This window comes from Kitasatospora sp. NPDC092039 (genome assembly GCF_044756065.1).
Lineage (GTDB): Bacteria > Actinomycetota > Actinomycetes > Streptomycetales > Streptomycetaceae > Kitasatospora.
This window is the reverse complement of record NZ_JBIVSD010000003.1, coordinates 269,791-290,042: the sequence shown is the minus strand read 5'-3', so window position 1 is coordinate 290,042 and position 20,252 is coordinate 269,791. Positions and strand designations below refer to the sequence as shown.

Below are 20,252 nucleotides of genomic sequence, written 5' to 3'. Positions count from 1 at the left end.
CCGCCGCCGTTCCCGGCCGGCGCGCCCCGGCCCCGTCACGGCCGCTCCGGGGCGGCCGTTTCGCCGTGATCGGCGAGCCCGGCCGCCGTGCGGGGGCACGGACCGTTGCGGGGTCCTCCTCGTCCCGGCGGGATCGGTGCGGCAGGATGTCCGGCATGACGTCGAGCGATCGTGACGAAACCGTCGGCCCGGTCGAGGCCGGCGCCGCCGCAGGGCCCCTCCCGGCAGCCGTCGCCACGGCCGCGCCGCCGGCCAACACCGTGGTCGTCCCGGCCGACGAGGACCCGGTGGCGGCGGCCGGCAGCGAGGTGATCGGCGGGCCCCCGGGCCGCCGGGCGCTGCTCGGCGTCTCCTGGTGGATCCCGGCGCGCTTCCTGGCGCTCGCGGTGATCGTGGTGTCGGTGCTCGGCATGGTGCAGAAGCTGCCCTGCTACGAGCAGGCCTGGTTCCAGCCGGGCTCGCCGCAGTACGTCCACGCCTGTTACAGCGACGTCCCGCACCTGTTCTCCGGACGCGGCTTCGCGGCCGGGCTGCACCCGTACGTGGACCGCATCCCGGGCTCCTCGGGGGACCTCCAGTACCTGGAGTACCCGGTGCTGACCGGCCTGTTCATGCAGGTCGCGGCCTGGCTGACGCCCGGCGGCGGGGACCAGCAGAGCCAGGAGCAGTGGTTCTGGGCGATCAACGCCGGGATGCTGATGGCCTGCGCGGTGGTCGCCGTGGTGGCGCTCTCGCGCACCCATCGGCGCCGCCCGTGGGACGCGCTGCTGTTCGCGCTCGCCCCCGTCCTGCTGCTCAACGGCACCGTCAACTGGGACCTGCTCGCGGTCGCCCTGGCCGCCGTGGCGATGGCCTGGTGGTCCGGCGCCCGGCCCGGCTGGGCCGGTGTGTTCATCGGCCTGGCCACCGCGGCCAAGCTCTATCCGCTCCTGCTGATCGGCCCGCTGCTGGTGCTCTGCTGGCGGGCCGGCAGGTGGCGCGACTTCCGGGTGGTGCTGGGCGGCGCGGTCGGCTCGTGGCTGCTGGTCAACCTGCCGATCATGCTGGCCAACTGGCGGGGCTGGTCGACCTTCTACGTGTTCAGCAAGCACCGCGGCGAGGACTACGGCTCGTTCTGGCTGATCCTGATGCAGCGCCGCGGCGCCGGGCTGGCCGACCTCGACGTCTACATCGGCGTGCTGATGGTGCTGGGCTGCCTGGCCGTGGCGTGGCTCGGCCTCTCGGCCCCGCGCCGGCCCCGCCTCGCCCAGCTGGCCTTCCTGGTGGTCGCGCTGTTCGTGCTGGTCAACAAGGTGTACTCGCCCCAGTACGCGCTCTGGCTGCTGCCGCTCGCGGTGCTGGCCCGGCCGCGCTGGCGGGACTTCCTGATCTGGCAGGCCTGCGAGGTGCTCTACACCCTGGGCATCTGGTCCCACCTGGGCCTGGTCACCGGCTCCAAGCAGCACGGGCTCGGCGAGGGCTGGTACCACTTCGCGATCGGGCTGCACCTGCTGGGCACGCTCTACCTGGTCGCCCTGGTGGTCCGGGACGTCCTCCACCCCGACCGCGACCCGGTCCGCTGGGACGGCAGCGACGACCCCTCCGGCGGGGTGCTGGACCACGCCCCGGACGTGTTCGTGCTGGGCACGGCCCGTCGGCTGCGCGAGGAGGAGAGCTACGCCGCGTACGCGCCGGCCGGCCCCGAGCAGTGGCTGGACGAGCCCGGTCTGCCGGAGCCGGCCGAGAAGCCGTAGGGCCGCGAGCCGAGCGCCGGAACGCTCAGCGGTCCACCACGCGGTCGAAGTGCGTGGTGGTGTGCCGGACCTGGAGACCGAGCTCATCGCCGATCGTCGGGGGCTTGGTCTCCCCGTCCAGGAACAGCAGCGAGACCTGCATGTGCGGCGGCTCGGCGAACCACAGCTGCTTGCCGGCCCAGTGGAACGGCGACTTGGTCTTGTTGACGGTCGCCAGGCCGGCCCGGGCGATGCCCTTGGCCCGCGCCCCCATGCTCGCCACGTACTTGGGCGCCTCCAGGCCGATGCCGTGCGCGGTGCCGCCGGCGACCACCAGGATGTGGCCGTCGGAGGGCGCCGGGTGCTGGCGGTAGCCGTAGCGGTCGCCCTTCTGCAGCGGGGTGACGTCCAGGACGGTGGCCCGGACCTCCAGCGCGGCGTGGTCGCCCAGCCAGAGCCGGGTGCCGATCCGGGCCCGGAAGACCGTCCGCGGGTAGCGCTGGGCCAGCTGGTCCATGCCGGCCGCGCCGAGGTGGCTGACGAACACGGTGTGCACCGGGATGCCGGCGGCCTGGGCGGTGTCCACCCAGTACGCGACCTCCTCGACCGGGCTGGAGCCGTCCGGCCGGTCCATCGGCAGGTGCAGCGCCAGGCCCTCGAAGCTGACGCCCTCCAGCTCGGCGGCGGCGGTGCGCAGGTCCGCCGCGCTCACGCCGTGCCGGCGCATGGTGGTCATGCACTCCAGCACCACCCGGGTGCCGTGCAGCGCGCGCAGCGCGTCCACGCCGGCCACCGTCCGGATCACCCGGGCGTGCGGCAGCGGGAGCACCTCCTCGCCGACCCGGTAGGGGGTGAGCACCAGCAGTTCGCCGCCGTACCACTCGGCGGCGTCGGCCGCCTCGTACGCGGTACCGACGGCGAGCACCCCGGTGCCCAGCAGCGTCGCCTCCTCGGCCAGCCGGTGGTTGCCCAGGCCGTAGCCGTTCCCCTTGGCGACCGGCACCAGGCCGGGGAACTCGGCGAGGACGGAGCGCTGGTGGGTGCGCCAGCGTTCGGTGTCGAGGTAGAGCGACAGCGTCATCGGGTCAGCCTCCTCAGCGGCGGGACATGTAGAGGTCGAGGGCCTTGTGCAGCAGCTTGTTGAGCGGGAAGTCCCACTCGCCGAGGTACTCGGCCGCCTGGCCACCGGTGCCGACCTTGAACTGGATCAGCCCGAACAGGTGGTCGTCCTCGTCCAGGGTGTCACTGATGCCGCGCAGGTCGTACACCCCGCCGCCGAGGGCGTAGGAGTCGCGCATCATCCGCCACTGGATGGCGTTGGACGGCTTGACCTCGCGCTTGTGGTTGGCCGAGGCGCCGTAGGAGTACCAGACGTGCTCGCCGACCACCAGCATCGTGGTGGCGGCCAGCGGCTCGCCCTCGTGGTAGGCGATGTAGAGCCGCATGCGGTTCGGGTCCTCGGCGACGAGGGCCTTCCACATCCGCTGGAAGTAGGCCAGCGGGCGCGGGGTGAACTTGTCGCGCTCGGCGGTGACCAGGTAGAGCTGGTGGAAGATCGGCAGCTCGTCGTAGCCGCCCTGGATCACCTCGACGCCGCTCTTCTCGGCCTTCTTGATGTTGCGGCGCCAGAGCTGGTTGAAGCCCTTCTGGATGTCGTCCAGCGAGCGGTTGGCCAGCGGCACCTGGAAGACGTAGCGGGGCTGGACGTCACCGAAGCCGGCGCCGCCGTCCTCGCCCTGGAGCCAGCCGGCCTTGCGCAGCCGGTCGGCCACCTCGAAGGCGCGGGCCTCGTACCAGTCGGCCTCGACGTCGCGCAGCCGCTTGGCCTGCTTGGCGGCGATGGCCTCCTTGATGGTGGGGGCGTTCCAGCGGCGGATGACCACCGGCGGGCCCATCTTCACGGAGAACGCGCCCTGCGACTTGAGGTGCGCCAGCATCGGGGAGAGCCAGCGGTCGAGGTCGCGGTCGAACCAGTCGATGACCGGGCCCTCGGGCAGGTAGGCGAGGTAGCGCTTGAGCTTGGGCAGCTGGCGGTAGAGGACCAGGCCGGCGCCGACGAGCTGGTTGGCGTCGTCGAACCAGCCGATCGACTCCGACCGCCACTCGGCCTTCACGTCACCCCACGACGGCACCTGCATGTGGCTGGCCGAGGCGCGGCTCCTGATGAAGGCGAGGTGCTCCTCGCGGGTGATCGTCCTCAGGCGCAGGCTCATTGCTCGGTGCTCCTCGTCGGTCGGGCTGCGGTGGCCCCAGGTTCTCGGGCTGACCCTATCGTCCGGGGCCCGGGCGCCCGTCGCGGCGGGCACGGCGGCGCCCCCGTCGGGTACCTGTCTCCTCCTGCAGATACGCGACGGGGGCGGCGAGGGTTCCGGGCGGCCCCTGTGGGCTCGGTCCCAGCGGGCCGGCGGGGGCCGGTCGGGGGTCGGCGCGGGCGGTGGTGGGGCGGTCGGGGACGGTGCGGACGGCCGGGGGCGGATCAGCCCCAGAGGCCGCCGCGGGCGATGCCGAGGTAGAAGCCGAGCGCGGCCGCGCCGAGCGTGACCATCAGGACGAAGCGCTCGGCGGTGGTGACCGACACGAACATGCCCCACAGGCCCGTGACGATGCCGAACAGGCCGGTCCACGAGGTCAGCAGGTGCAGGTTGTGGAAGAACGAGGTGGTGAAGGCGATCACGCCCAGGAGGGCGGTGATGCCCACCAGGGTGTTCTCGCGGGGGTGCGGGTGGCCGTCGGTGTTCAGCGTGAGGGCGGGCATGCGGTGGACGGACTGGGCCATGGGTCCCACCTCCTGGCGTGGAGACGAACGGGCAGGGATCCCGTTCCGTCCAGATTGCGGTGCTTGGGTCGCTCTCACAACCCCTATGCGTTTTGTTCGGCCGTCCGGGTGCAGGTAGGCTGTGCCGTCTGCACTGGTGTAGTTGTGCCCCCTCTGTGTCCTCTTCCGGATGACGTCCCGCCTTCGGGCGGAGCGGGGGCCGACTGTCCGACCCGGCCGTTACGGTGGGCCGGAGTCGTCGCCGCACCGGTGCCGACGCTACGCACAACCCTCCTGCCACGGAGAGACCGTGGCCGCTGAGTCCAAAGGAGGTGGGTTACTCATGCGTCACTACGAGCTGATGGTCATCCTCGACCCCTCGGTCGAGGAGCGCGCTGTCTCCCCCCTGATCGAGAGCTTCCTCGCTGTCGTCCGCAACGCCGGCGGCAAGGTGGAGAAGGTCGACACCTGGGGTCGTCGCCGTCTGGCTTACGAGATCAACAAGCAGTCCGAGGGCATCTACTCGGTCATCGACCTCAAGGCCACGCCTGAGGTCGTCAAGGAGCTCGACCGCCAGCTGGGCCTGAGCGAGTCGGTTCTGCGGACCAAGGTCCTGCGCCCGGACACCCACTGAGCCACCTCTGAGGCCTTCGGGTCTCGGGTAGCTCGCGTCCGTTGTTTCACGTGAAACAGCGGTGAACGGACATCTTCCCGAGAGGTCATCACCACCATGGCAGGCGAGACCGTCATCACCCTCGTCGGCAATCTCGTCGACGACCCCGAGCTGCGCTTCACCCCGTCGGGTGCGGCGGTCGCGAAGTTCCGCATCGCGTCCACCCCCCGCACCTTCGACCGCCAGACGAACGAGTGGAAGGACGGCGAGAGCCTCTTCCTCACGTGCAACGTCTGGCGGCAGCCGGCGGAGAACGTGGCCGAGTCGCTGCAGCGCGGCATGCGCGTCATCGTGCAGGGCCGACTGCGCCAGCGGTCTTACGAGACCAAGGAAGGCGAGAAGCGGACGGTCTTCGAGGTCGAGGTCGACGAGGTCGGCCCGAGCCTGCGCTCGGCGACCGCCAAGGTCACCCGGGCCAACCGGTCCGGCGGCCCCGGTGGCGGCTTCGGCGGCCAGCAGGGTGGCGGCCAGGGCGGTGGCGGCTGGGGCGGCGGCGGTGGCGGCCAGCAGGGCGGCGGCAACTGGGGTGGAAACTCCGGTGGCGGCCAGTCCGGCCCCTCCGACGACCCCTGGGCCTCCAGCGCTCCGTCCGGTGGAAACCAGGGCGGCGGCTGGGGTGCCCCGTCCGGTGGCAGCGGCTACTCGGAAGAGCCCCCGTTCTAAGAGCTGACAGATTTCGTGCGGCCCGGCGGCCGGCGTCCCCGGACGCCCGCCGGGCCGTGAACCCCAAATGGAGCACACAATGGCGAAGCCGCCTGCTCGCAAGCCGAAGAAGAAGGTTTGCGTCTTCTGCAAGGACAAGGTCAACTACGTTGACTACAAGGACACGAACCTGCTGCGGAAGTACATCTCCGACCGCGGCAAGATCCGTGCCCGTCGGGTGACCGGCAACTGCACCCAGCACCAGCGTGACGTCGCCACGGCCGTGAAGAACAGCCGTGAGATGGCGCTGCTGCCCTACACCAGCACCGCGCGCTAAGAGAGGGTGACCAAGTAATGAAGATCATCCTCACGCACGAGGTGCCGGGTCTCGGCTCCGCCGGCGAGGTCGTCGAGGTCAAGGACGGCTACGCCCGCAACTACCTGGTCCCGCGTGGCTACGCCATCCGCTGGACCAAGGGCGGTCAGAAGGACGTCGACGCCATCCGTCGCGCCCGCAAGATCCACGAGATCCAGACCCTCGAGGCCGCCAACGAGGTCAAGGGTCAGCTCGAGGGCGTCCAGGTCAAGCTGGCCGTCCGCTCGGGCGAGGCCGGCCGTCTGTTCGGCTCGGTGACCCAGGCCGACGTCGTCGAGGCCATCAAGGCCGCCGGCGGCCCGGCGGTGGACAAGCGCGCCGTCGCGATCGCCTCGCCGATCAAGACCGTGGGCTCCCACAAGGTCTCGGTCAAGCTGCACTCGGACGTCGTGGCCAAGCTCGACGTCGCCGTCGTGGCTGCCTGAGTTCCGTAGCACGGCCCGAGGGCCGGACTCCTCCGGGAGTCCGGCCCTCGGTCTTTTCCGCGCCGGTCTTCTCCGCGCTTGTCTCCTGCGCGCCGGTCCTCCCCGTGCCGGTCTTCTCGGCGCGGGCGTTCCCCGGTCGGCGCGTTCCGCGCCGGCGACCTCCGGGGCGGTCCCTCCCGGCCCGGCCCGGAAACGATTCAGCCGCGCACCGCTCCGGTGACCAGCCACTTGCCGCCGCGGGCGCGCCAGGCCAGGAAGCCGGCCCGCAGCAGCATGAACAGGTTCATCGCCCACCAGAGCCCGGCCAGACCGGCGCCGGTGGCCGGTACCGCCAGCGCCACCGGGACGAACACCGCCAGGGTCGCCAGCCCGGCCCAGGCCAGGTAGGGGCCGTCCCCGGCGCCCATCAGCACGCCGTCCAGCACGAAGACCAGCCCGGCCACCGGCTGGGTGAGCGCGAGCAGCAGCAGGGCGGTGCCCAGCTGGGCCCGGACGGCCGGATCGGGCGTGAACAGCGGGACGTACAGCGGGCGGGCGACCACCACCAGCAGGCCGAGCACCAGCCCGGAGGCGATGCCCCACTCGATCATCCGCCGGGTGGCGGCCCGGGCGCCGGGCGCGTCCGAGGCGCCCAGGTAGCGGCCGATGATGGCCTGGCCGGCGATCGCGATGGCGTCCAGCGCGAAGGCCAGGAAGTTGAACACCGCCATGGTGATCTGGTGGGCGGCCACCTGGTCGTCGCCGAGCCGGGCGGCCACCGCGGTGGCGGTCATCAGCACCGCGCGCAGGCTGATCGTCCGGACCAGCAGCGGGCCGCCGGCCCTGGCGCCGGCCCGGATGCCCGCCGCGTCCGGCCGCAGCGAGGCGCGTTCCCGGCGGGCGCCGCGGACCACCACGACCAGGTAGGCGGCGGCCATCCCGGTCTGCGCGAGCACGGTGCCCCAGGCTGAGCCGGCCACCCCGAGCCCGGCGCCGTACACCAGGCCGGCGTTCAGGCCGATGTTGGCGGCGAAGCCCGCGACGGCCACCACCAGCGGCGTCCGGGTGTCCTGGAGGCCGCGCAGCACCCCGGTGGCGGCCAGCACCATGAGCATCGCCGGGATGCCCAGGGAGCTGATCCGCAGGTACGTCACCGCGTGCGGCGCGGCGGTCGCCGAGGCGCCCAGCGCGTCGGCCGCCCAGGGCGCCAGCAGCAGGGTGAGCAGGACCACCGGCACGGCCAGGCCCAGGGCGAGCCAGATGCCGTCGATGCCCTGCTGCACGGCGCCCCGGCGGTCCCCGGCGCCGATCCTGCGGGCGACCGCCGCGGTGGTGGCGTAGGCGAGGAAGACGAACACGCCGGTCGCGGTGGAGAGCGCGGCGGAGGCTACGCCCACCCCGGCCAGCTGGGCGGTGCCGAGGTGGCCGACGATCGCCGAGTCGGCCATCAGGAAGAGCGGTTCGGCGACGAGCGCGCCGAACGCGGGGACGGCCAGGGCGAGGATCTCCCGGTCGTGCCGGCGTCGAGGGGGCACCGGGGCCGGGGTCGGGGGCGAGGCGGTCATGGGGTCCAGGCTACTCATCCACAGGTAATGGATGTCAGTGGCCTGTGCCTATTACTCGAAATCTTGAGCGTCGCTGTCCGTCCGCTCTGTGCCCACAGCCGTTCGGAGGTGTGTGAAGAATTTCTCATGCACAGGCCCGGGAAGAGGTAATCCCAGGTCAACCGGTTGACGGTGGATCGATCGTCCGGTTATCCACAGGAGCGTCCACAGGGGTGTCCACAGCTTTGCCGCAGTTCTCCACAGGACGGGGCGCTTCATCCACACCCCCTGTGGATAACCGCCTTGGCGCAACGGCGTCCGGCGCCTTAGCGTGGGCCCTCCGCCCGACATTCCCGCCGCCCCGGCGTCCGATTTGTCGGAGCTGTGGCGTACAAAGAGGAGCGGATCCGCTCCATCCAGCCACCGGCAAGCCCGCTCCAACTTCGCACCACTCGCTGATCGGGGAACACGCGTGACCGGCCCCCAGTACGACGACCACGACGCCCCGCCGCCGGAGGAGGACTGGCAGCACGCCGAGGATCCGTTCCCGGCCGGCGCCTTCGACGACGCGCCCTTCCCGGACGGCCCCGGTGACCGGCTGCCGGTCTCGCGCGCCCGCGGCGAGGGGCGTCAGGGCGGCGGCCGCGACGGCTTCCAGAAGGACGGCTTCCAGAAGGGCGGCAAGGGCGGCCGGCCGGAGGGCGGCTGGCCGCGCCGGGGCGAGGGCGACGGCGAGGGCGGCGTGGACGGCTTCGAGCGCGTCCCGCCGCAGGACCTGGACGCCGAGAAGTCCGTCCTCGGCGGCATGCTGCTGTCCAAGGACGCCATCGCCGACGTGGTCGAGGTGCTCAAGCCGGCCGACTACTACCGGCCCGCGCACGAGATGGTGCACGGCGCGATCCTCGACCTCTACGCCCGCGGCGAGCCGGCCGACCCGATCACCGTGGCCGGCGAGCTGACCAAGCGCGGCGAGCTCCAGCGGGTCGGCGGCGCCTCCTACCTGCACACCCTGGTCAACTCCGTCCCGACCGCGGCCAACGCCGAGTACTACGCCCAGATCGTCCACGAGCGCGCGGTGCTGCGCCGGCTGGTCGAGGCGGGCACCCGGATCGCCGGCATGGGCTACGCGGCCGAGGGCGACGTGGACGAGATCGTCAACGCGGCCCAGGCGGAGATCTACGCCGTCACCGAGCAGCGCACCAACGAGGACTACGCGCCGCTCGCCGACATCATGGAGGGCGCCCTCGACGAGATCGAGGCGATCGGCTCCCGGCAGGGCCAGATGTCCGGCGTGCCGACCGGCTTCGCCGACTTCGACCAGCTCACCAACGGGCTGCACCCCGGCCAGATGATCGTCATCGCGGCCCGCCCCGCGATGGGCAAGTCCACCCTCGCGCTGGACTTCGCGCGGGCCTGCTCGATCCACCACAAGCTGCCGAGCGTGATCTTCTCGCTCGAAATGGGCCGCAACGAGATCGCCATGCGCCTGCTCTCCGCCGAGGCCCGGGTCGCGCTGCACCACATGCGCTCCGGAAACATGACGGACGACGACTGGACCCGGGTCGCCCGCCGGATGCCCGACGTCAGCGAGGCGCCGCTGTTCATCGACGACTCGCCGAACCTGTCGATGATGGAGATCCGCGCCAAGTGCCGCCGGCTGAAGCAGCGCAACGACATCAAGCTGATCGTCATCGACTACCTCCAGCTGATGCAGTCCGGCGGCTCCCGGCGGGCCGAGAACCGTCAGCAGGAGGTCTCGGACATGTCCCGTAACCTCAAGCTGCTGGCCAAGGAGCTGGAGGTCCCGGTCATCGCGCTCTCCCAGCTGAACCGTGGTCCCGAGCAGCGCACCGACAAGCGGCCGATGGTCTCCGACCTCCGCGAGTCCGGCTCGATCGAGCAGGACGCCGACATGGTCATCCTGCTGCACCGCGAGGACGCCTACGAGAAGGAGTCCCCGCGCGCGGGCGAGGCCGACCTGATCGTCGCCAAGCACCGTAACGGCCCGACCGCGACCATCACGGTGGCCTTCCAGGGCCACTACTCGCGCTTCGTCGACATGACCCGGGACTGAGGCCCGGCCCTGACGCCCCCGCCCGGGGCGTCAGACGGTGACGGTGGCGCGGAAGAGCGTGCTGCCGGTGCCGGAGAGGCGGGTCGGGGTGCCCGTGGCGGGGAGGAAGGCGGACTGGCCGCGGGCCAGGTCCAGGACGGTGCCGTCGGCGGCGGTCAGCAGGGCCGTGCCCTCGGTGCAGAGCAGGATCTGCGGGGTCCGGCCGTCGATCTCGCGCCCGGTGCCGTCCAGCACGAAGCGGGAGAGCCGGAACTCGTCGATCGGGACGGGGTAGAGCTCCTCGCCCGGGGTGTCCCGGACCGGGACCGGCTCCAGCACCTCGGGGGCGCCGGCCGCGAAGACCACGACCTTCAGCAGCTCCGGCACGTCGATGTGCTTCGGGGTGAGACCGGCCCGCAGCACGTTGTCGGAGTTGGCCTGGAGCTCGACGCAGGCGCCGGACAGGTAGGCGTGCGGCACCCCGGCGCCCAGGTAGAGCGCCTGGCCGGCCCGCAGCCGGACGTGGTGGAGCAGCATGCCGGCGATCACGCCGCGGTCGTCCGGGAAGTCCTCGGCGATCCGGGCGTACGGGCCGTACTCCCCGTCGGGGTCGGTCGCCGCCAGCGCCTCGACGGTCCGCCGGACGGTCTCCCCGTCCAGGGCGAGGGCGGCGGTCAGGGCGCCGCGCAGCGCCGCGGACTCCTCCCCGTCCTCCGGCCGGGAGGTGCCCCCGTCGGCGGCCAGCTGATCGATCACCGGGGCGAGCCCGGGCACCGCGAGTCCGGCCAGCAGCCGGGCCGCCCCGGCGGGCCGGCGGAAGCCGCACAGGCCTTCGAACTCGCCCAGCGCGCAGATCATTTCGGGCTTGTGGTTGGCGTCCCGGTAGCTGCGCTCGGGGGCGTCCAGGGGGATGCCGAGGGCGTTCTCGGCGGCGAAGCCGGCCCGGGCCTGGTCCAGCGTGGGGTGGGCCTGGATGGACAGCGGGATGCCCGCGGCCAGGACCTTGAAGAGGAACGGCAGGGTCGGGCCGAACCTGGCCACGCTCGCGGCGCCCAGTTCGCCCTCGGGGTCGGCCGCGATCAGCTCGTCCAGCCGGCGCGGGCCCTCGCCGCGGTCGGCGCGCGACGGGGCGCCGGGGTGGGCGCCCATCCACAGCTCGGCCTGCGGCTCCCCGGTCGGCTGCTGCCCGAGCAGCTCGGGCAGGGCGGTGAGCGACCCCCAGGCGTACGGGCGGACGGTGTTGACGAGCCTGTCCATGCGCGCGGTCCTACTCCTTCGCAGTCTGGGCGGCCCCGGACGTCCCGAGTCCGGATCGCCGGGGGCCCGGCGGTGCGGGCGGTCCGGGCACGGGCAAGGGAAACGACCCTAGCCGAACGGCGTCACCCAGGGGGAAACGGTGGTCATCGGGTGGGAGTGCCACGGCCGGACCGGTGGTTCCCGGCGCGGTAGTAGGATGCCAGGACGCAGTAGCCTCCGCCCTGCGCGCAGTTCGCCACCGAGGTCCTCCCCGGCGGGCTGTCGGCGGAGCCGCGTTCCAGAGTGCGGGCGCCGGTGTTCCGAGACCCCCCGCCATCGGCCGAGAGGTTTGCACGTGACCGTCACCCAGCAGAGTTTTGCTGATCTCGGCAAGGTCCTGGTGATCATCCCGACCTACAACGAGGCGGAGAACGTCGAGCGGATCGTCGGCCGGGTGCGTGCCGCCGTGCCCGAGGCGCACGTGCTGGTCGCCGACGACAACAGCCCCGACGGCACCGGCGAGCTGGCCGACAAGCTGGCCGTCGCGGACGAGCACGTCCACGTCATGCACCGCAAGGGCAAGGAGGGCCTGGGCGCCGCCTACCTCGCGGGCTTCCGCTGGGGCATCGACCACGGCTACGACGTCCTGGTCGAGATGGACGCGGACGGCTCGCACCAGCCCGAGGAGCTGGACCGGCTGCTGGGCGCGCTGCGCGGCGCCGACCTGGTGCTGGGCTCGCGCTGGGTGCCGGGCGGCCGGGTGGTGAACTGGCCGAAGTCGCGGCTGCTGCTCTCCCGCGGCGGCTCGACCTACTCGCGGCTGATGCTGGGCGTGCCGATCCGGGACGTCACCGGCGGCTACCGGGCGTTCCGCAAGGAGACCCTGCTGGGCCTGGGCATGGACGAGGTCGCCTCGGCCGGGTACTGCTTCCAGGTCGACCTGGCCTGGCGCACGGTGAAGGCCGGGTTCAAGGTCGCCGAGGTGCCGATCACCTTCGTCGAGCGCGAGCTGGGGGCGTCCAAGATGAGCCGCGGCATCGTGGTCGAGGCGCTGTGGCGGGTGACCACCTGGGGCGTCACCGACCGGCTGGCCGGGCTGCGCGGGGGCGTCGCCAAGCGCTGACCGTCCGAACTCCTGTCGGCCGAAGGGGCCCGTCCGCCGGAACCGGCGGACGGGCCCCTTCGCACGTCCGGGAGCCCGGAGTCCGCGGGCGGCTCAGCAGCCGTTCCTGAGCGCGGCCTCCGGCAGGTAGCGGTCGGCCCAGACGGCCAGTTCGGTGAGCGCGGGCCGGAGCGCGGCGCCGCCCTCGGTGAGCCGGTAGCTGACCCGCAGCGGCGGGCCGGCGTCGACCTCGCGGACGACCAGCCCGGCCTCGGCCAGCTCGGTCAGCCGGTCGGAGAGCATCCGCTCGCTGATGCCCGGGACGGCGCGGCGCAGCTCGGAGAAGTACGCGGGGCCGCCGGTGTTGAGCACGCCCAGCAGCATGCCGGTCCAGCGCTTGCCGAGCAGGGTGAACACCCGGTTGAGGGCCAGGTCGATGTTCCCGCAGGGGCCCGGGTCCGCCACGGCGCAGGAGTCGGTGGCGATCGGGACTCCGTCGGTCACTGCCTCGTGCTCGGCCATGGGACCAGCCTACTCGACCGATCCCTAGTGACTGCAGAAAAGTAAGCTGCTACGGTATTCGCAGTTGCAGCGAAATAGGCAGCTACTAATCCCTTGGAGGCCCTGCCATGCCCACTCTCCTGCACCTCGACTCCTCCGCGGTCCACGACGGCTCCGTCTCCCGCGAGGTCACCGCCGCCTTCCGCGCCGCCTGGCAGGCCGAGCACCCCGACGGCACGGTGATCTACCGGGACCTCGCCCTCGACCCGGTCCCGCACCTGGACGCGCACGGCATCGGCGCCGGATTCGCCCCCGCCGAGACCCACAGCGCCGAGCAGGCCGCCGCCTACGCGGTGCGCGACGAGCTGATGACCGAGCTGGAGCGCGCCGACGCCGTGCTGATCGGCAGCCCGATGTACAACTTCACGGTCCCGTCGAGCCTCAAGGCCTGGCTGGACCAGGTGATCCTGATGGGCCGCACCGCCGGCGAGACGCCGTCCGCCAAGGGCACCCCGGTCACCGTGGTCGCCTCGCGCGGCGGCTCGTACGCGCCCGGCGCCCCGCGCGAGCCGTACGAGTTCGTCACCACCTACCTGGAGAAGGTGCTGACCGGCATGCTGGGGCTGGAGGTCGACTTCATCGTCCCGGAGTTCACCCTGGCGAGCGTCGTCCCGGCGATGGCCGACTTCGTCCCGAACGCCGCCGAGTCCAAGGCCCGGGCGCTGGAGGAGGCCGCCCGCCGGGCCAAGGAACTGGCCGCCCTCACCGCGGTGTGACGTGCGCCGGAGGCGTGCCCCGCCGGGCGCGCCTTCCGCGCATTCGGCCGCCGGTGCTCCCATGCTGTAGGGCGCAGGGAATCCGACCGCCGACCAGAGGGAGCAGCCCGTGACGACGTCCCCGTCCGAGGAGAGCGCCGGCGCGGAGCGTGCCCAGGCCGGGCCGGCCGTCCCCGACGGGCCCGGCGAGGCCCCCGGGCCGGGCGCGGGCGCCGAGCCGCCGGAGCCCGGGCAGCCGGCCCGGCCGCTGGAGGTCGCCGTCTTCACCGGTCCCGAGTCGGCCTTCTTCGCCACCTCCACGCTGATCCTCGGCGAGCGGACCGCGATCCTGGTGGACGCCCAGCTGACCCGCAGTGCCGGGCGCGAGCTGGCCGAGTGGGTCGCGGGCAAGGGCAGACGGCTGCTCGCCGTCGTGGTCACCCACCAGCACCCGGACCACTACTTCGGGGCCGAGGAGGTGCTGCGGCTCTTCCCGGACGCGCAGCTGCTGGCCGCCCCGGCCGTGGTCGAGGGCATCCGGCGCACCGTCGCCGCCAAGGTCGCCCAGTGGAAGCCGGTGTACGGCGACGACATCCCGGACCACCCGCTGGTCCCCTCCCCGCTGCTGCCCCAGCCGCTGATGCTGGACCGCCAGGTGATCCCCGTGCTGCTGCTCGGCCAGGCCGACTGCGGGGACTCCACGGTCGTCCACGTGCCGAGCGTCCGCACCGTGATCGCCGGGGACTTCGTCCACAACGGCACCCACGTCTGGACCGCCGACACCACCCCGGCCCAGCGCGTCACCTGGGGGCACAACCTCGGCCGGATCGCCGACCTCGGCGTGGAGCGGGTGATCGCCGGGCACCGGGCCCCGGGCCAGGGCGACGACGCGGCCCGGGTGCTGGCCTTCACCGGCGAGTACCTCCAGGACTTCGACCGGCTGCTGGCCGCGCACCCGGACGACCCGGAGGCACTGGTCACCGCGATGAACGAGCGGTACGGGGAGCTGACCCTGCCGTCCTTCCTGGCACTGGGCGCGGAAGCCAACACCGCCCGCGCGGCCCGGCCCGACGCGGCGGCCGAGGACGGGCCGGAGCCCGCCGGGAACGGGCGGGGCCCCGCGGAGGACGGCCCGGAGCCCGCCGAGAACGGCGGGAGCGCGCCGGAGTAGGGCGGATACTGGCCGCATGACGCCGTACGACGTGATCGTCCCGGCGGGCGGGGCCGCCCGGCGCCTCGGCGGCGCCGACAAACCCGGCCTGACGGTGGGCGGGACCACCCTGCTCGACCGGGTGCTCGCCGCCTGCGCGGGCGCCCGCACCACCGTCGTGGTCGGTCCGGCCCGGCCGACCGCGCACGGCGGCGTCCACTGGACCAGGGAGCAGCCGCCCGGCGGCGGGCCGGTGGCCGCCGTCGCGGCCGGGCTCGACCTGGTCACCGCGGACACCGTGCTGCTGCTCGCCGCCGACCTGCCCTTCCTGGACCGGCGGACGGTGGAACGGCTGGTCACCGCCCTCGACCGGGCCGGGGCGCGGGCGGACGCCGCCGTACTGGTCGACGCGGGCGGGCGCGACCAGCCGCTCGCCGCCGCCTACCGCACCGCCCCGCTGCGCGCCGCGCTGGCCGCCCTCGGCGACCCGGCCGACCGGCCGCTGCGCCGTCTGGTCGGCGGGCTGACCCGGCTGCGGGTGGCCGACAGCGACGACGTCACCCACGACTGCGACACCTGGGAGGACCTGGAGCGGGCCCGCGAGCGCGACCGGGCCTGAACCTCACCGGTGCCGTCACCGGGGTGTGAGCGAAACGACGCGCCCCGCACACGGGGCGAACACCCCGGGGAAACCGCCGATCGGGCAGCATGGGCGCATGGAGCGCACGCTGGATGACTGGATCGCCGAGGTCAAGGCCGACCTGGGCATCGACCTGGACGTCGACGTCCGTGGTCTGCTCGACACGGCCCGGGTGGTCGCGCACGGGGTGGCCCGGCCGGCCGCGCCGCTGACCGCCTTCCTGATCGGCTACGCGGCCGCCCGGCGGGGCGGCGGGGCGGAGGCCGTCGCCGAGGCGGCCCGGCGGACCGAGGCCCTCGCCGAGGGCTGGAGCACCGCCGCCCGGCCGGGCGAGTCGTGAGTGCGGTCGGACAGACCGTCATGGCCGCACCGTCCACCGGTCCCGGCGTGCTGAGCTGGCCCCGGGCCCGCGAGACCGCGCGCCGGGCCGGGTCGCGCCCGCTGCCCGGGGTCCCCGTCCCGCTGGCCGAGGCGCTCGGCCGCACCCTCGCCGAGCCGCTCGGCGCGCTCACCGACCTGCCCGCCTTCGACACCTCCGCGATGGACGGCTGGGCGGTCGCCGGCCCCGGCCCGTGGCGGGTGGCCGGCCGGGTGCTGGCCGGACGGACGGCGTCGGCGCCGCTGGCCGACGGCACCGCCGTGGAGATCGCCACCGGCGCCCAACTGCCGTCCGGTGCCACCGCCGTCCTGCGCCGTGAGCACGGGCGGACGGACGGCGCGCTGCTGCGCGACCGCGGGCCGCAGCCGCTGACCACCGGCCAGGACGTCCGCCCGCGCGGCCAGGAGTGCCGCCGGGGCGAGGAGTTGCTGCCGTCCGGGACGCCGGTGGGGCCGGCCGTGCTCGGCCTGGCCGCCGCCTGCGGCCACGACCGGCTGCCGGTCCACCGCCGTCCCGAGGTCCAGCTGCTGGTGCTGGGCGACGAGCTGCTCACCGCCGGGGTGCCCGGGCCGGGCCTGGTCCGGGACGCGCTGGGGCCGCTGCTGCCGCCCTGGCTGCGGGCCGCCGGCGCCGATCCGGCCGAAGCCGGGTACGTCCGGGACGACTTCGGGCTGCTCCGGGACGCAATGCGGCACTCCACCGCCGATCTCGTGGTCACCACCGGCGGTACGGCCGCCGGACCGGTCGACTTCCTGCACCGGGCGCTCGCCGAGACCGGTGCCCGGCTGCTGGTGGACGGTGTCGCCGTCCGGCCCGGCCACCCGATGCTGCTGGCCGAACTCCCCGGCGGCCGCCACCTGGTGGGCCTGCCGGGCAACCCGCTGGCCGCCGTCGCCGGGATGGTCACCCTGGCGCTGCCGCTGCTGCACGCGCGCGGCGGGCGGACCGTCGGCGCCCCCGCGCTCGCCCCCGCCGCGGCCGCCCTGCCCGGGCACCGCACGGACACCCGGCTCCAGCCGGTCCGGCGGACCGCCGGGGGCGTGCTGCCGCTGGCCTTCGACGGACCGGCGATGCTGCGCGGGCTCGCCCGGGCCGAGGCGCTGGCCGTGGTGCCGCCCGGCGGGGCGGCGGCGGGGGAGCCGGTCGAACTCCTGGAGGTGCCGTGAGCCGGATCCGACGCAACCCGGCGCCCGGCACCGAGCCGTGGGCGGACGCCGGGGTCGTGCTGCCCGCCCGACGGGCCGCGCCCGCCGTCCGGCAGGTCGGCTCCCGGCTGCTGCTGGCGCTCGCCGTCCTGGTCGCCACCACGTTCATCGTCTACGGCGACCGGGCGGGCTACAACGACAACGCGGGCGGCGGGCTCAGCTTCCTGGACGCGGCGTACTACGCCACCGTGACGCTCTCCACCACCGGGTACGGCGACATCACCCCGTTCAGTGACAGCGCCCGGCTCACCAACATCCTCGTGATCACCCCGCTGCGCGTGCTGTTCCTGATCATCCTGGTCGGCACCACGCTGGAGGTGCTCACCGAACGGACCCGCCTGCAATGGCGGTTGAACCGCTGGAGGTCCACCGTGCGCGAGCACACCGTCGTCATCGGCTACGGGACGAAGGGCCGCAGCGCCGTCGACACCCTGCTCGGGCAGGGGGTGAAGAAGGAGGAGATCGTCGTCGTCGACCCGCAGCGCAAGGTGATCGACCAGGCCGCCCAGCACGGCCTGGTCGGGGTGGTCGGCGACGCCACCCGCACCGACACCCTGGTGCGCGCCGCACTGCCCACCGCCGCGCGGGTGGTGGTCGCGCCGGAGCGGGACGACACCGCCGTGCTGATCACGCTGACGGCCCGCCAGCTGAACAAGGCCGCCACCGTGGTCGCCGCCGTCCGGGAGGACGAGAACGCGCCGCTGCTGCGGCAGAGCGGCGCCGACGTCGTGGTGACCAGCTCCAGTTCGGCCGGGCGGCTGCTCGGGCTGTCGATGCTCAGCCCGCACGCCGGGGCGGTGATGGAGGACCTGCTGACGTACGGCAACGGGCTGGACGTGGTGGAGCGCCCGGTCACCCGGGCCGAGGCCGGGCACAGCCCGCGCGAGTGCGCGGACCTGGTGGTCGCGGTGGTCCGCGGCCGACGGGTGCTCAACTACACCGAGCCGGAGGCCGCCGTGCTCCAGCTCACCGACCGGGTGATCGTCATCAGGTCCAGCGGAGTGGCGCCGACCGGCTGAGCCGCGCCGCGGAACGGCCCCGGCCCGCAGTAGGTTCGGGGCATGCATGCGATGACGATTCCCGTACCCGGCGGTCCCGAGGCACTGGTGTGGGCCGAGGTGCCCGACCCGGTGCCCGCTGAGGGCGAGGTCCTGGTCGAGGTGGCGGCCACCGCCGTCAACCGTGCCGACCTGCTCCAGCGGCAGGGCTTCTACAACCCGCCGCCCGGCGCCTCGCCGTACCCGGGGCTGGAGTGCGCCGGGCGGATCGTCGCGCTCGGGCCCGGGGTGGCCGGCTGGGCGGTCGGCGACGACGTGTGCGCGCTGCTGGCCGGCGGCGGCTACGCGCAGCGGGTCGCGGTGCCGACCGGGCAGCTGCTGCCGCTGCCCGCGGGGCTGTCCGTCGAGCAGGCCGCGGCGCTGCCCGAGGTCGCCTGCACGGTGTGGTCCAACGTCTTCCTCACCGCGCACCTGCGGCCCGGCGAGACGGTGCTGCTGCACGGCGGCGCGAGCGGGATCGGGACGATGGCGATCCAGCTGGCCAAGGCGGTCGGCGCCCGGGTCGCGGTCACCGCGGGCAGCCCGGAGAAGCTGGCGCGGTGCGCCGAGCTGGGCGCGGACATCCTGATCGACTACCGCGAGCAGGACTTCGTGGAGGCGCTCCGGGAGGCCACCGGCGGGGCCGGGGCGGACGTGATCCTGGACATCATGGGCGCCAAGTACCTCCAGCGGAACGTGGACGCGCTGGCGGTCAACGGGCGGCTGGTGATCATCGGACTCCAGGGCGGGGTGAAGGGCGAGCTCGACCTCAACGCGCTGCTGCGCAAGCGCGGGGCGGTGATCGCCACCAACCTGCGCGGGCGGCCGCTGGCGGAGAAGGCGGCGATCGTGGCGGCGGTGCGGGAGCACGTCTGGCCGCTGGTGGAGTCCGGGGTGGTGAAGCCGGTGGTGGACCGGGTGCTGCCGCTGGCCGACGTGGCCGAGGCGCACCGGGCGCTGGAGCGCGGGGAGCAGGTCGGGAAGATCGTCCTGCGGGCCTGAGCCGGGGAGGCCTGGCGACGAGGCGTGACGGCGGGTGACGGCGGGCGGCGGCGGAGGGCGTGAACCGCCCGAAGTGCCGCGACGGCCGGGGCGTGCGAATCTGGTCCGGAGCTGTCCCGCCGCCGATCCCGCCCCCGGGCGCCGTCGGCCGTCGGAAGGACTCCGACCGTGGCCGCATCACCGCACGTCTCCCTCGGGCCGCTGCCCGTCGCGCCGCACCGCCGTCGTGCTTCCCGCCGGTCCCCGGGCCGCCGATCGCCGGGCCGCGCCCGGCGACTGTTCGCGGCGGCCGTGCTGGGGCTCACGCTCCCGCTGGCCGCCGCCTCGGCGGCGGTGGCGCTGCCCCCGTCGGCGGGGATCCCCCCGTCGGGGACGGAGTCGAAGGCCTGGCCGGGTGCCGGCGCCGACGTCCTGCCGGGCGCCGCCAGGCCGGCGGCCGCGCCGCCCTGGCGGCCGGTGCCGCGTCCGCACCAGGGCGGCGGCTTCCCGCGGGTCCACCGGCACCACCCGGCCTCGCTGCCCGAGCGCCCGGACGCCGCCGTGGAACAGGCCCCCGACCAGGTGCCGGAGCAGGCCTTGGAGCAGGCGTTGGAGCAGTCCGTCGAGCAGGCTCCCGACCAGGTGCCGGAGCAGGCCCCGGAGCAGGGCGTCGAGGCCGAGCCGTCGGAGAGCGACGGGGACGGCGCGGAGGCCGGTGCCCCCGGCGACGCCGCGGGCCCGGCCGCGCCGGACACCGCCACGGCCGCCGGACAGCCGGTCGCCGCCGTCGCCGCGGTGCCCGCGATCTTCCCGGCCCGCTGGCGGGACGCCTCCACCACCCAGCTCCCGCTGGGCGTCGGTCTGGGCCTGATCGGCTGCGGCCTCGGCCTGGTCGGCCTGCGGCTGCGCAAGGGCTGAGACCGCGCAGGGGCCGAGGCGTCGGGCTGCGGTGCAGGGGCCGGGGCAAAGGGGTTGCGGCGTAGGGGCCGAGGCACGCCCACGGCCGGCGCACGGGGCGCGGGAACCGCGTACGCGGGAACTGAGTATCCGTACGGATACCCGTGCGGCGCCCGGGGGCGTACCTTCGTCCCGGGTGGCGCAGGACGG

At 74.1% G+C, this 20,252-nt stretch carries 19 protein-coding genes and 1 pseudogene; 14 read left to right on the top strand and 6 right to left on the bottom strand.

The genetic code is table 11. The features are described from left to right. The first annotated feature begins 155 nt into the window (after nucleotides 1-155). Nucleotides 156-1,733 carry a glycosyltransferase family 87 protein gene (locus ACIQI7_RS07600; protein ID WP_401106074.1) on the top strand — a complete coding sequence of 526 codons (1,578 nt, stop codon included), beginning with the start codon at nucleotides 156-158 and terminating at the stop codon, nucleotides 1,731-1,733. A 25-nt stretch (nucleotides 1,734-1,758) separates the two neighbouring features. Here the strand turns inward: ACIQI7_RS07600 and ACIQI7_RS07595 are convergent, their stop codons facing one another. The 3 genes from ACIQI7_RS07595 to ACIQI7_RS07585 form a co-directional block, all read right to left on the bottom strand. Continuing rightward, nucleotides 1,759-2,793, bottom strand: coding sequence for an alanine racemase (locus ACIQI7_RS07595; protein WP_401106072.1), 1,035 nt, complete (start codon nucleotides 2,791-2,793; stop codon nucleotides 1,759-1,761). Nucleotides 2,794-2,806: 13 nt separating this feature from the next. Next, nucleotides 2,807-3,925: a lipid II:glycine glycyltransferase FemX gene (locus ACIQI7_RS07590; protein WP_387751986.1), complete on the bottom strand. Its 1,119-nt coding sequence runs from the start codon at nucleotides 3,923-3,925 to the stop codon at nucleotides 2,807-2,809. Nucleotides 3,926-4,188: 263 nt separating this feature from the next. After that, nucleotides 4,189-4,488 carry a hypothetical protein gene (locus ACIQI7_RS07585; RefSeq protein ID WP_387751989.1) on the bottom strand — a complete coding sequence of 100 codons (300 nt, stop codon included), beginning with the start codon at nucleotides 4,486-4,488 and terminating at the stop codon, nucleotides 4,189-4,191. Between the two features lie 322 nt (nucleotides 4,489-4,810). Here ACIQI7_RS07585 and rpsF point away from each other — a divergent pair, with 322 nt between their 5' ends. From rpsF to rplI, 4 genes are all read left to right on the top strand, one after another. Further along, nucleotides 4,811-5,101, top strand: a complete 291-nt coding sequence (gene rpsF / locus ACIQI7_RS07580; RefSeq protein ID WP_188298654.1) for a 30S ribosomal protein S6 — start codon at nucleotides 4,811-4,813, stop codon at nucleotides 5,099-5,101. Nucleotides 5,102-5,197: 96 nt separating this feature from the next. After that, entirely contained in the window at nucleotides 5,198-5,803 is a 606-nt protein-coding gene (locus ACIQI7_RS07575) for a single-stranded DNA-binding protein (RefSeq protein ID WP_401106070.1), read from the top strand. Nucleotides 5,804-5,882: 79 nt separating this feature from the next. Further along, nucleotides 5,883-6,119: a 30S ribosomal protein S18 gene (gene rpsR, locus ACIQI7_RS07570; protein WP_030059640.1), complete on the top strand. Its 237-nt coding sequence runs from the start codon at nucleotides 5,883-5,885 to the stop codon at nucleotides 6,117-6,119. A 17-nt stretch (nucleotides 6,120-6,136) separates the two neighbouring features. Further along, nucleotides 6,137-6,583 (top strand): 50S ribosomal protein L9, encoded by a 447-nt coding sequence (gene rplI, locus ACIQI7_RS07565; protein WP_387751994.1) that lies wholly within the window; start codon nucleotides 6,137-6,139, stop codon nucleotides 6,581-6,583. Nucleotides 6,584-6,780: 197 nt separating this feature from the next. On the opposite strand, the gene ACIQI7_RS07560 is transcribed toward rplI, so the two are convergent. Then, complete coding sequence (locus tag ACIQI7_RS07560; RefSeq protein ID WP_401106068.1) at nucleotides 6,781-8,127, bottom strand: MATE family efflux transporter; 1,347 nt, start codon at nucleotides 8,125-8,127, stop codon at nucleotides 6,781-6,783. A 577-nt stretch (nucleotides 8,128-8,704) separates the two neighbouring features. Here ACIQI7_RS07560 and dnaB point away from each other — a divergent pair. Further along, nucleotides 8,705-10,180: a replicative DNA helicase gene (gene dnaB, locus ACIQI7_RS07555; RefSeq protein WP_401106883.1), complete on the top strand. Its 1,476-nt coding sequence runs from the start codon at nucleotides 8,705-8,707 to the stop codon at nucleotides 10,178-10,180. Between the two features lie 30 nt (nucleotides 10,181-10,210). On the opposite strand, the gene manA is transcribed toward dnaB, so the two are convergent. Continuing rightward, nucleotides 10,211-11,416: a mannose-6-phosphate isomerase, class I gene (gene manA / locus ACIQI7_RS07550; protein ID WP_401106066.1), complete on the bottom strand. Its 1,206-nt coding sequence runs from the start codon at nucleotides 11,414-11,416 to the stop codon at nucleotides 10,211-10,213. 334 nt (nucleotides 11,417-11,750) lie between these two features. On the opposite strand from manA, the gene ACIQI7_RS07545 reads away from it, so the two are divergent. After that, entirely contained in the window at nucleotides 11,751-12,518 is a 768-nt protein-coding gene (locus ACIQI7_RS07545) for a polyprenol monophosphomannose synthase (protein WP_401106064.1), read from the top strand. A gap of 93 nt (nucleotides 12,519-12,611) precedes the next feature. Here the strand turns inward: ACIQI7_RS07545 and ACIQI7_RS07540 are convergent, their stop codons facing one another. Then, on the bottom strand, nucleotides 12,612-13,019 hold the full coding sequence (locus ACIQI7_RS07540; RefSeq protein WP_401106063.1) for a winged helix-turn-helix transcriptional regulator: 408 nt from the start codon (nucleotides 13,017-13,019) through the stop codon (nucleotides 12,612-12,614). Between the two features lie 107 nt (nucleotides 13,020-13,126). Here ACIQI7_RS07540 and ACIQI7_RS07535 point away from each other — a divergent pair, with 107 nt between their 5' ends. From ACIQI7_RS07535 to ACIQI7_RS07505, 7 genes and pseudogenes are all read left to right on the top strand, one after another. Further along, nucleotides 13,127-13,774 carry an FMN-dependent NADH-azoreductase gene (locus ACIQI7_RS07535; protein WP_401106061.1) on the top strand — a complete coding sequence of 216 codons (648 nt, stop codon included), beginning with the start codon at nucleotides 13,127-13,129 and terminating at the stop codon, nucleotides 13,772-13,774. 109 nt (nucleotides 13,775-13,883) lie between these two features. After that, nucleotides 13,884-14,924 carry an MBL fold metallo-hydrolase gene (locus ACIQI7_RS07530; protein ID WP_401106059.1) on the top strand — a complete coding sequence of 347 codons (1,041 nt, stop codon included), beginning with the start codon at nucleotides 13,884-13,886 and terminating at the stop codon, nucleotides 14,922-14,924. Nucleotides 14,925-14,940: 16 nt separating this feature from the next. Then, nucleotides 14,941-15,883, top strand: a pseudogene (locus ACIQI7_RS07525) (NTP transferase domain-containing protein). Between the two features lie 20 nt (nucleotides 15,884-15,903). After that, a complete protein-coding gene (locus ACIQI7_RS07520) occupies nucleotides 15,904-17,088 on the top strand; it encodes a molybdopterin molybdotransferase MoeA (protein ID WP_401106057.1) in 1,185 nt (394 codons plus the stop codon). Nucleotides 17,089-17,093: 5 nt separating this feature from the next. Then, nucleotides 17,094-18,146: a potassium channel family protein gene (locus ACIQI7_RS07515; RefSeq protein WP_401106880.1), complete on the top strand. Its 1,053-nt coding sequence runs from the start codon at nucleotides 17,094-17,096 to the stop codon at nucleotides 18,144-18,146. Between the two features lie 42 nt (nucleotides 18,147-18,188). Further along, nucleotides 18,189-19,166, top strand: coding sequence for an NAD(P)H-quinone oxidoreductase (locus ACIQI7_RS07510; RefSeq protein ID WP_401106055.1), 978 nt, complete (start codon nucleotides 18,189-18,191; stop codon nucleotides 19,164-19,166). A 168-nt stretch (nucleotides 19,167-19,334) separates the two neighbouring features. Beyond that, nucleotides 19,335-20,063, top strand: a complete 729-nt coding sequence (locus ACIQI7_RS07505; RefSeq protein ID WP_401106053.1) for a hypothetical protein — start codon at nucleotides 19,335-19,337, stop codon at nucleotides 20,061-20,063. Nucleotides 20,064-20,252: the final 189 nt, after the last annotated feature.

Coding starts and splice junctions, on each gene's coding strand:
- rpsF (WP_188298654.1), top strand. CDS start 4,811: ATGCGTCACTACGAGCTGATGGTCATCCTCGACCCCTCGGTCGAGGAG.
- manA (WP_401106066.1), bottom strand. CDS start 11,416: ATGGACAGGCTCGTCAACACCGTCCGCCCGTACGCCTGGGGGTCGCTC.
- ACIQI7_RS07540 (WP_401106063.1), bottom strand. CDS start 13,019: ATGGCCGAGCACGAGGCAGTGACCGACGGAGTCCCGATCGCCACCGAC.
- ACIQI7_RS07595 (WP_401106072.1), bottom strand. CDS start 2,793: ATGACGCTGTCGCTCTACCTCGACACCGAACGCTGGCGCACCCACCAG.
- ACIQI7_RS07600 (WP_401106074.1), top strand. CDS start 156: ATGACGTCGAGCGATCGTGACGAAACCGTCGGCCCGGTCGAGGCCGGC.
- ACIQI7_RS07590 (WP_387751986.1), bottom strand. CDS start 3,925: ATGAGCCTGCGCCTGAGGACGATCACCCGCGAGGAGCACCTCGCCTTC.
- ACIQI7_RS07510 (WP_401106055.1), top strand. CDS start 18,189: ATGCATGCGATGACGATTCCCGTACCCGGCGGTCCCGAGGCACTGGTG.
- ACIQI7_RS07535 (WP_401106061.1), top strand. CDS start 13,127: ATGCCCACTCTCCTGCACCTCGACTCCTCCGCGGTCCACGACGGCTCC.
- rpsR (WP_030059640.1), top strand. CDS start 5,883: ATGGCGAAGCCGCCTGCTCGCAAGCCGAAGAAGAAGGTTTGCGTCTTC.
- rplI (WP_387751994.1), top strand. CDS start 6,137: ATGAAGATCATCCTCACGCACGAGGTGCCGGGTCTCGGCTCCGCCGGC.
- ACIQI7_RS07520 (WP_401106057.1), top strand. CDS start 15,904: ATGGCCGCACCGTCCACCGGTCCCGGCGTGCTGAGCTGGCCCCGGGCC.
- ACIQI7_RS07575 (WP_401106070.1), top strand. CDS start 5,198: ATGGCAGGCGAGACCGTCATCACCCTCGTCGGCAATCTCGTCGACGAC.
- ACIQI7_RS07560 (WP_401106068.1), bottom strand. CDS start 8,127: ATGACCGCCTCGCCCCCGACCCCGGCCCCGGTGCCCCCTCGACGCCGG.
- ACIQI7_RS07585 (WP_387751989.1), bottom strand. CDS start 4,488: ATGGCCCAGTCCGTCCACCGCATGCCCGCCCTCACGCTGAACACCGAC.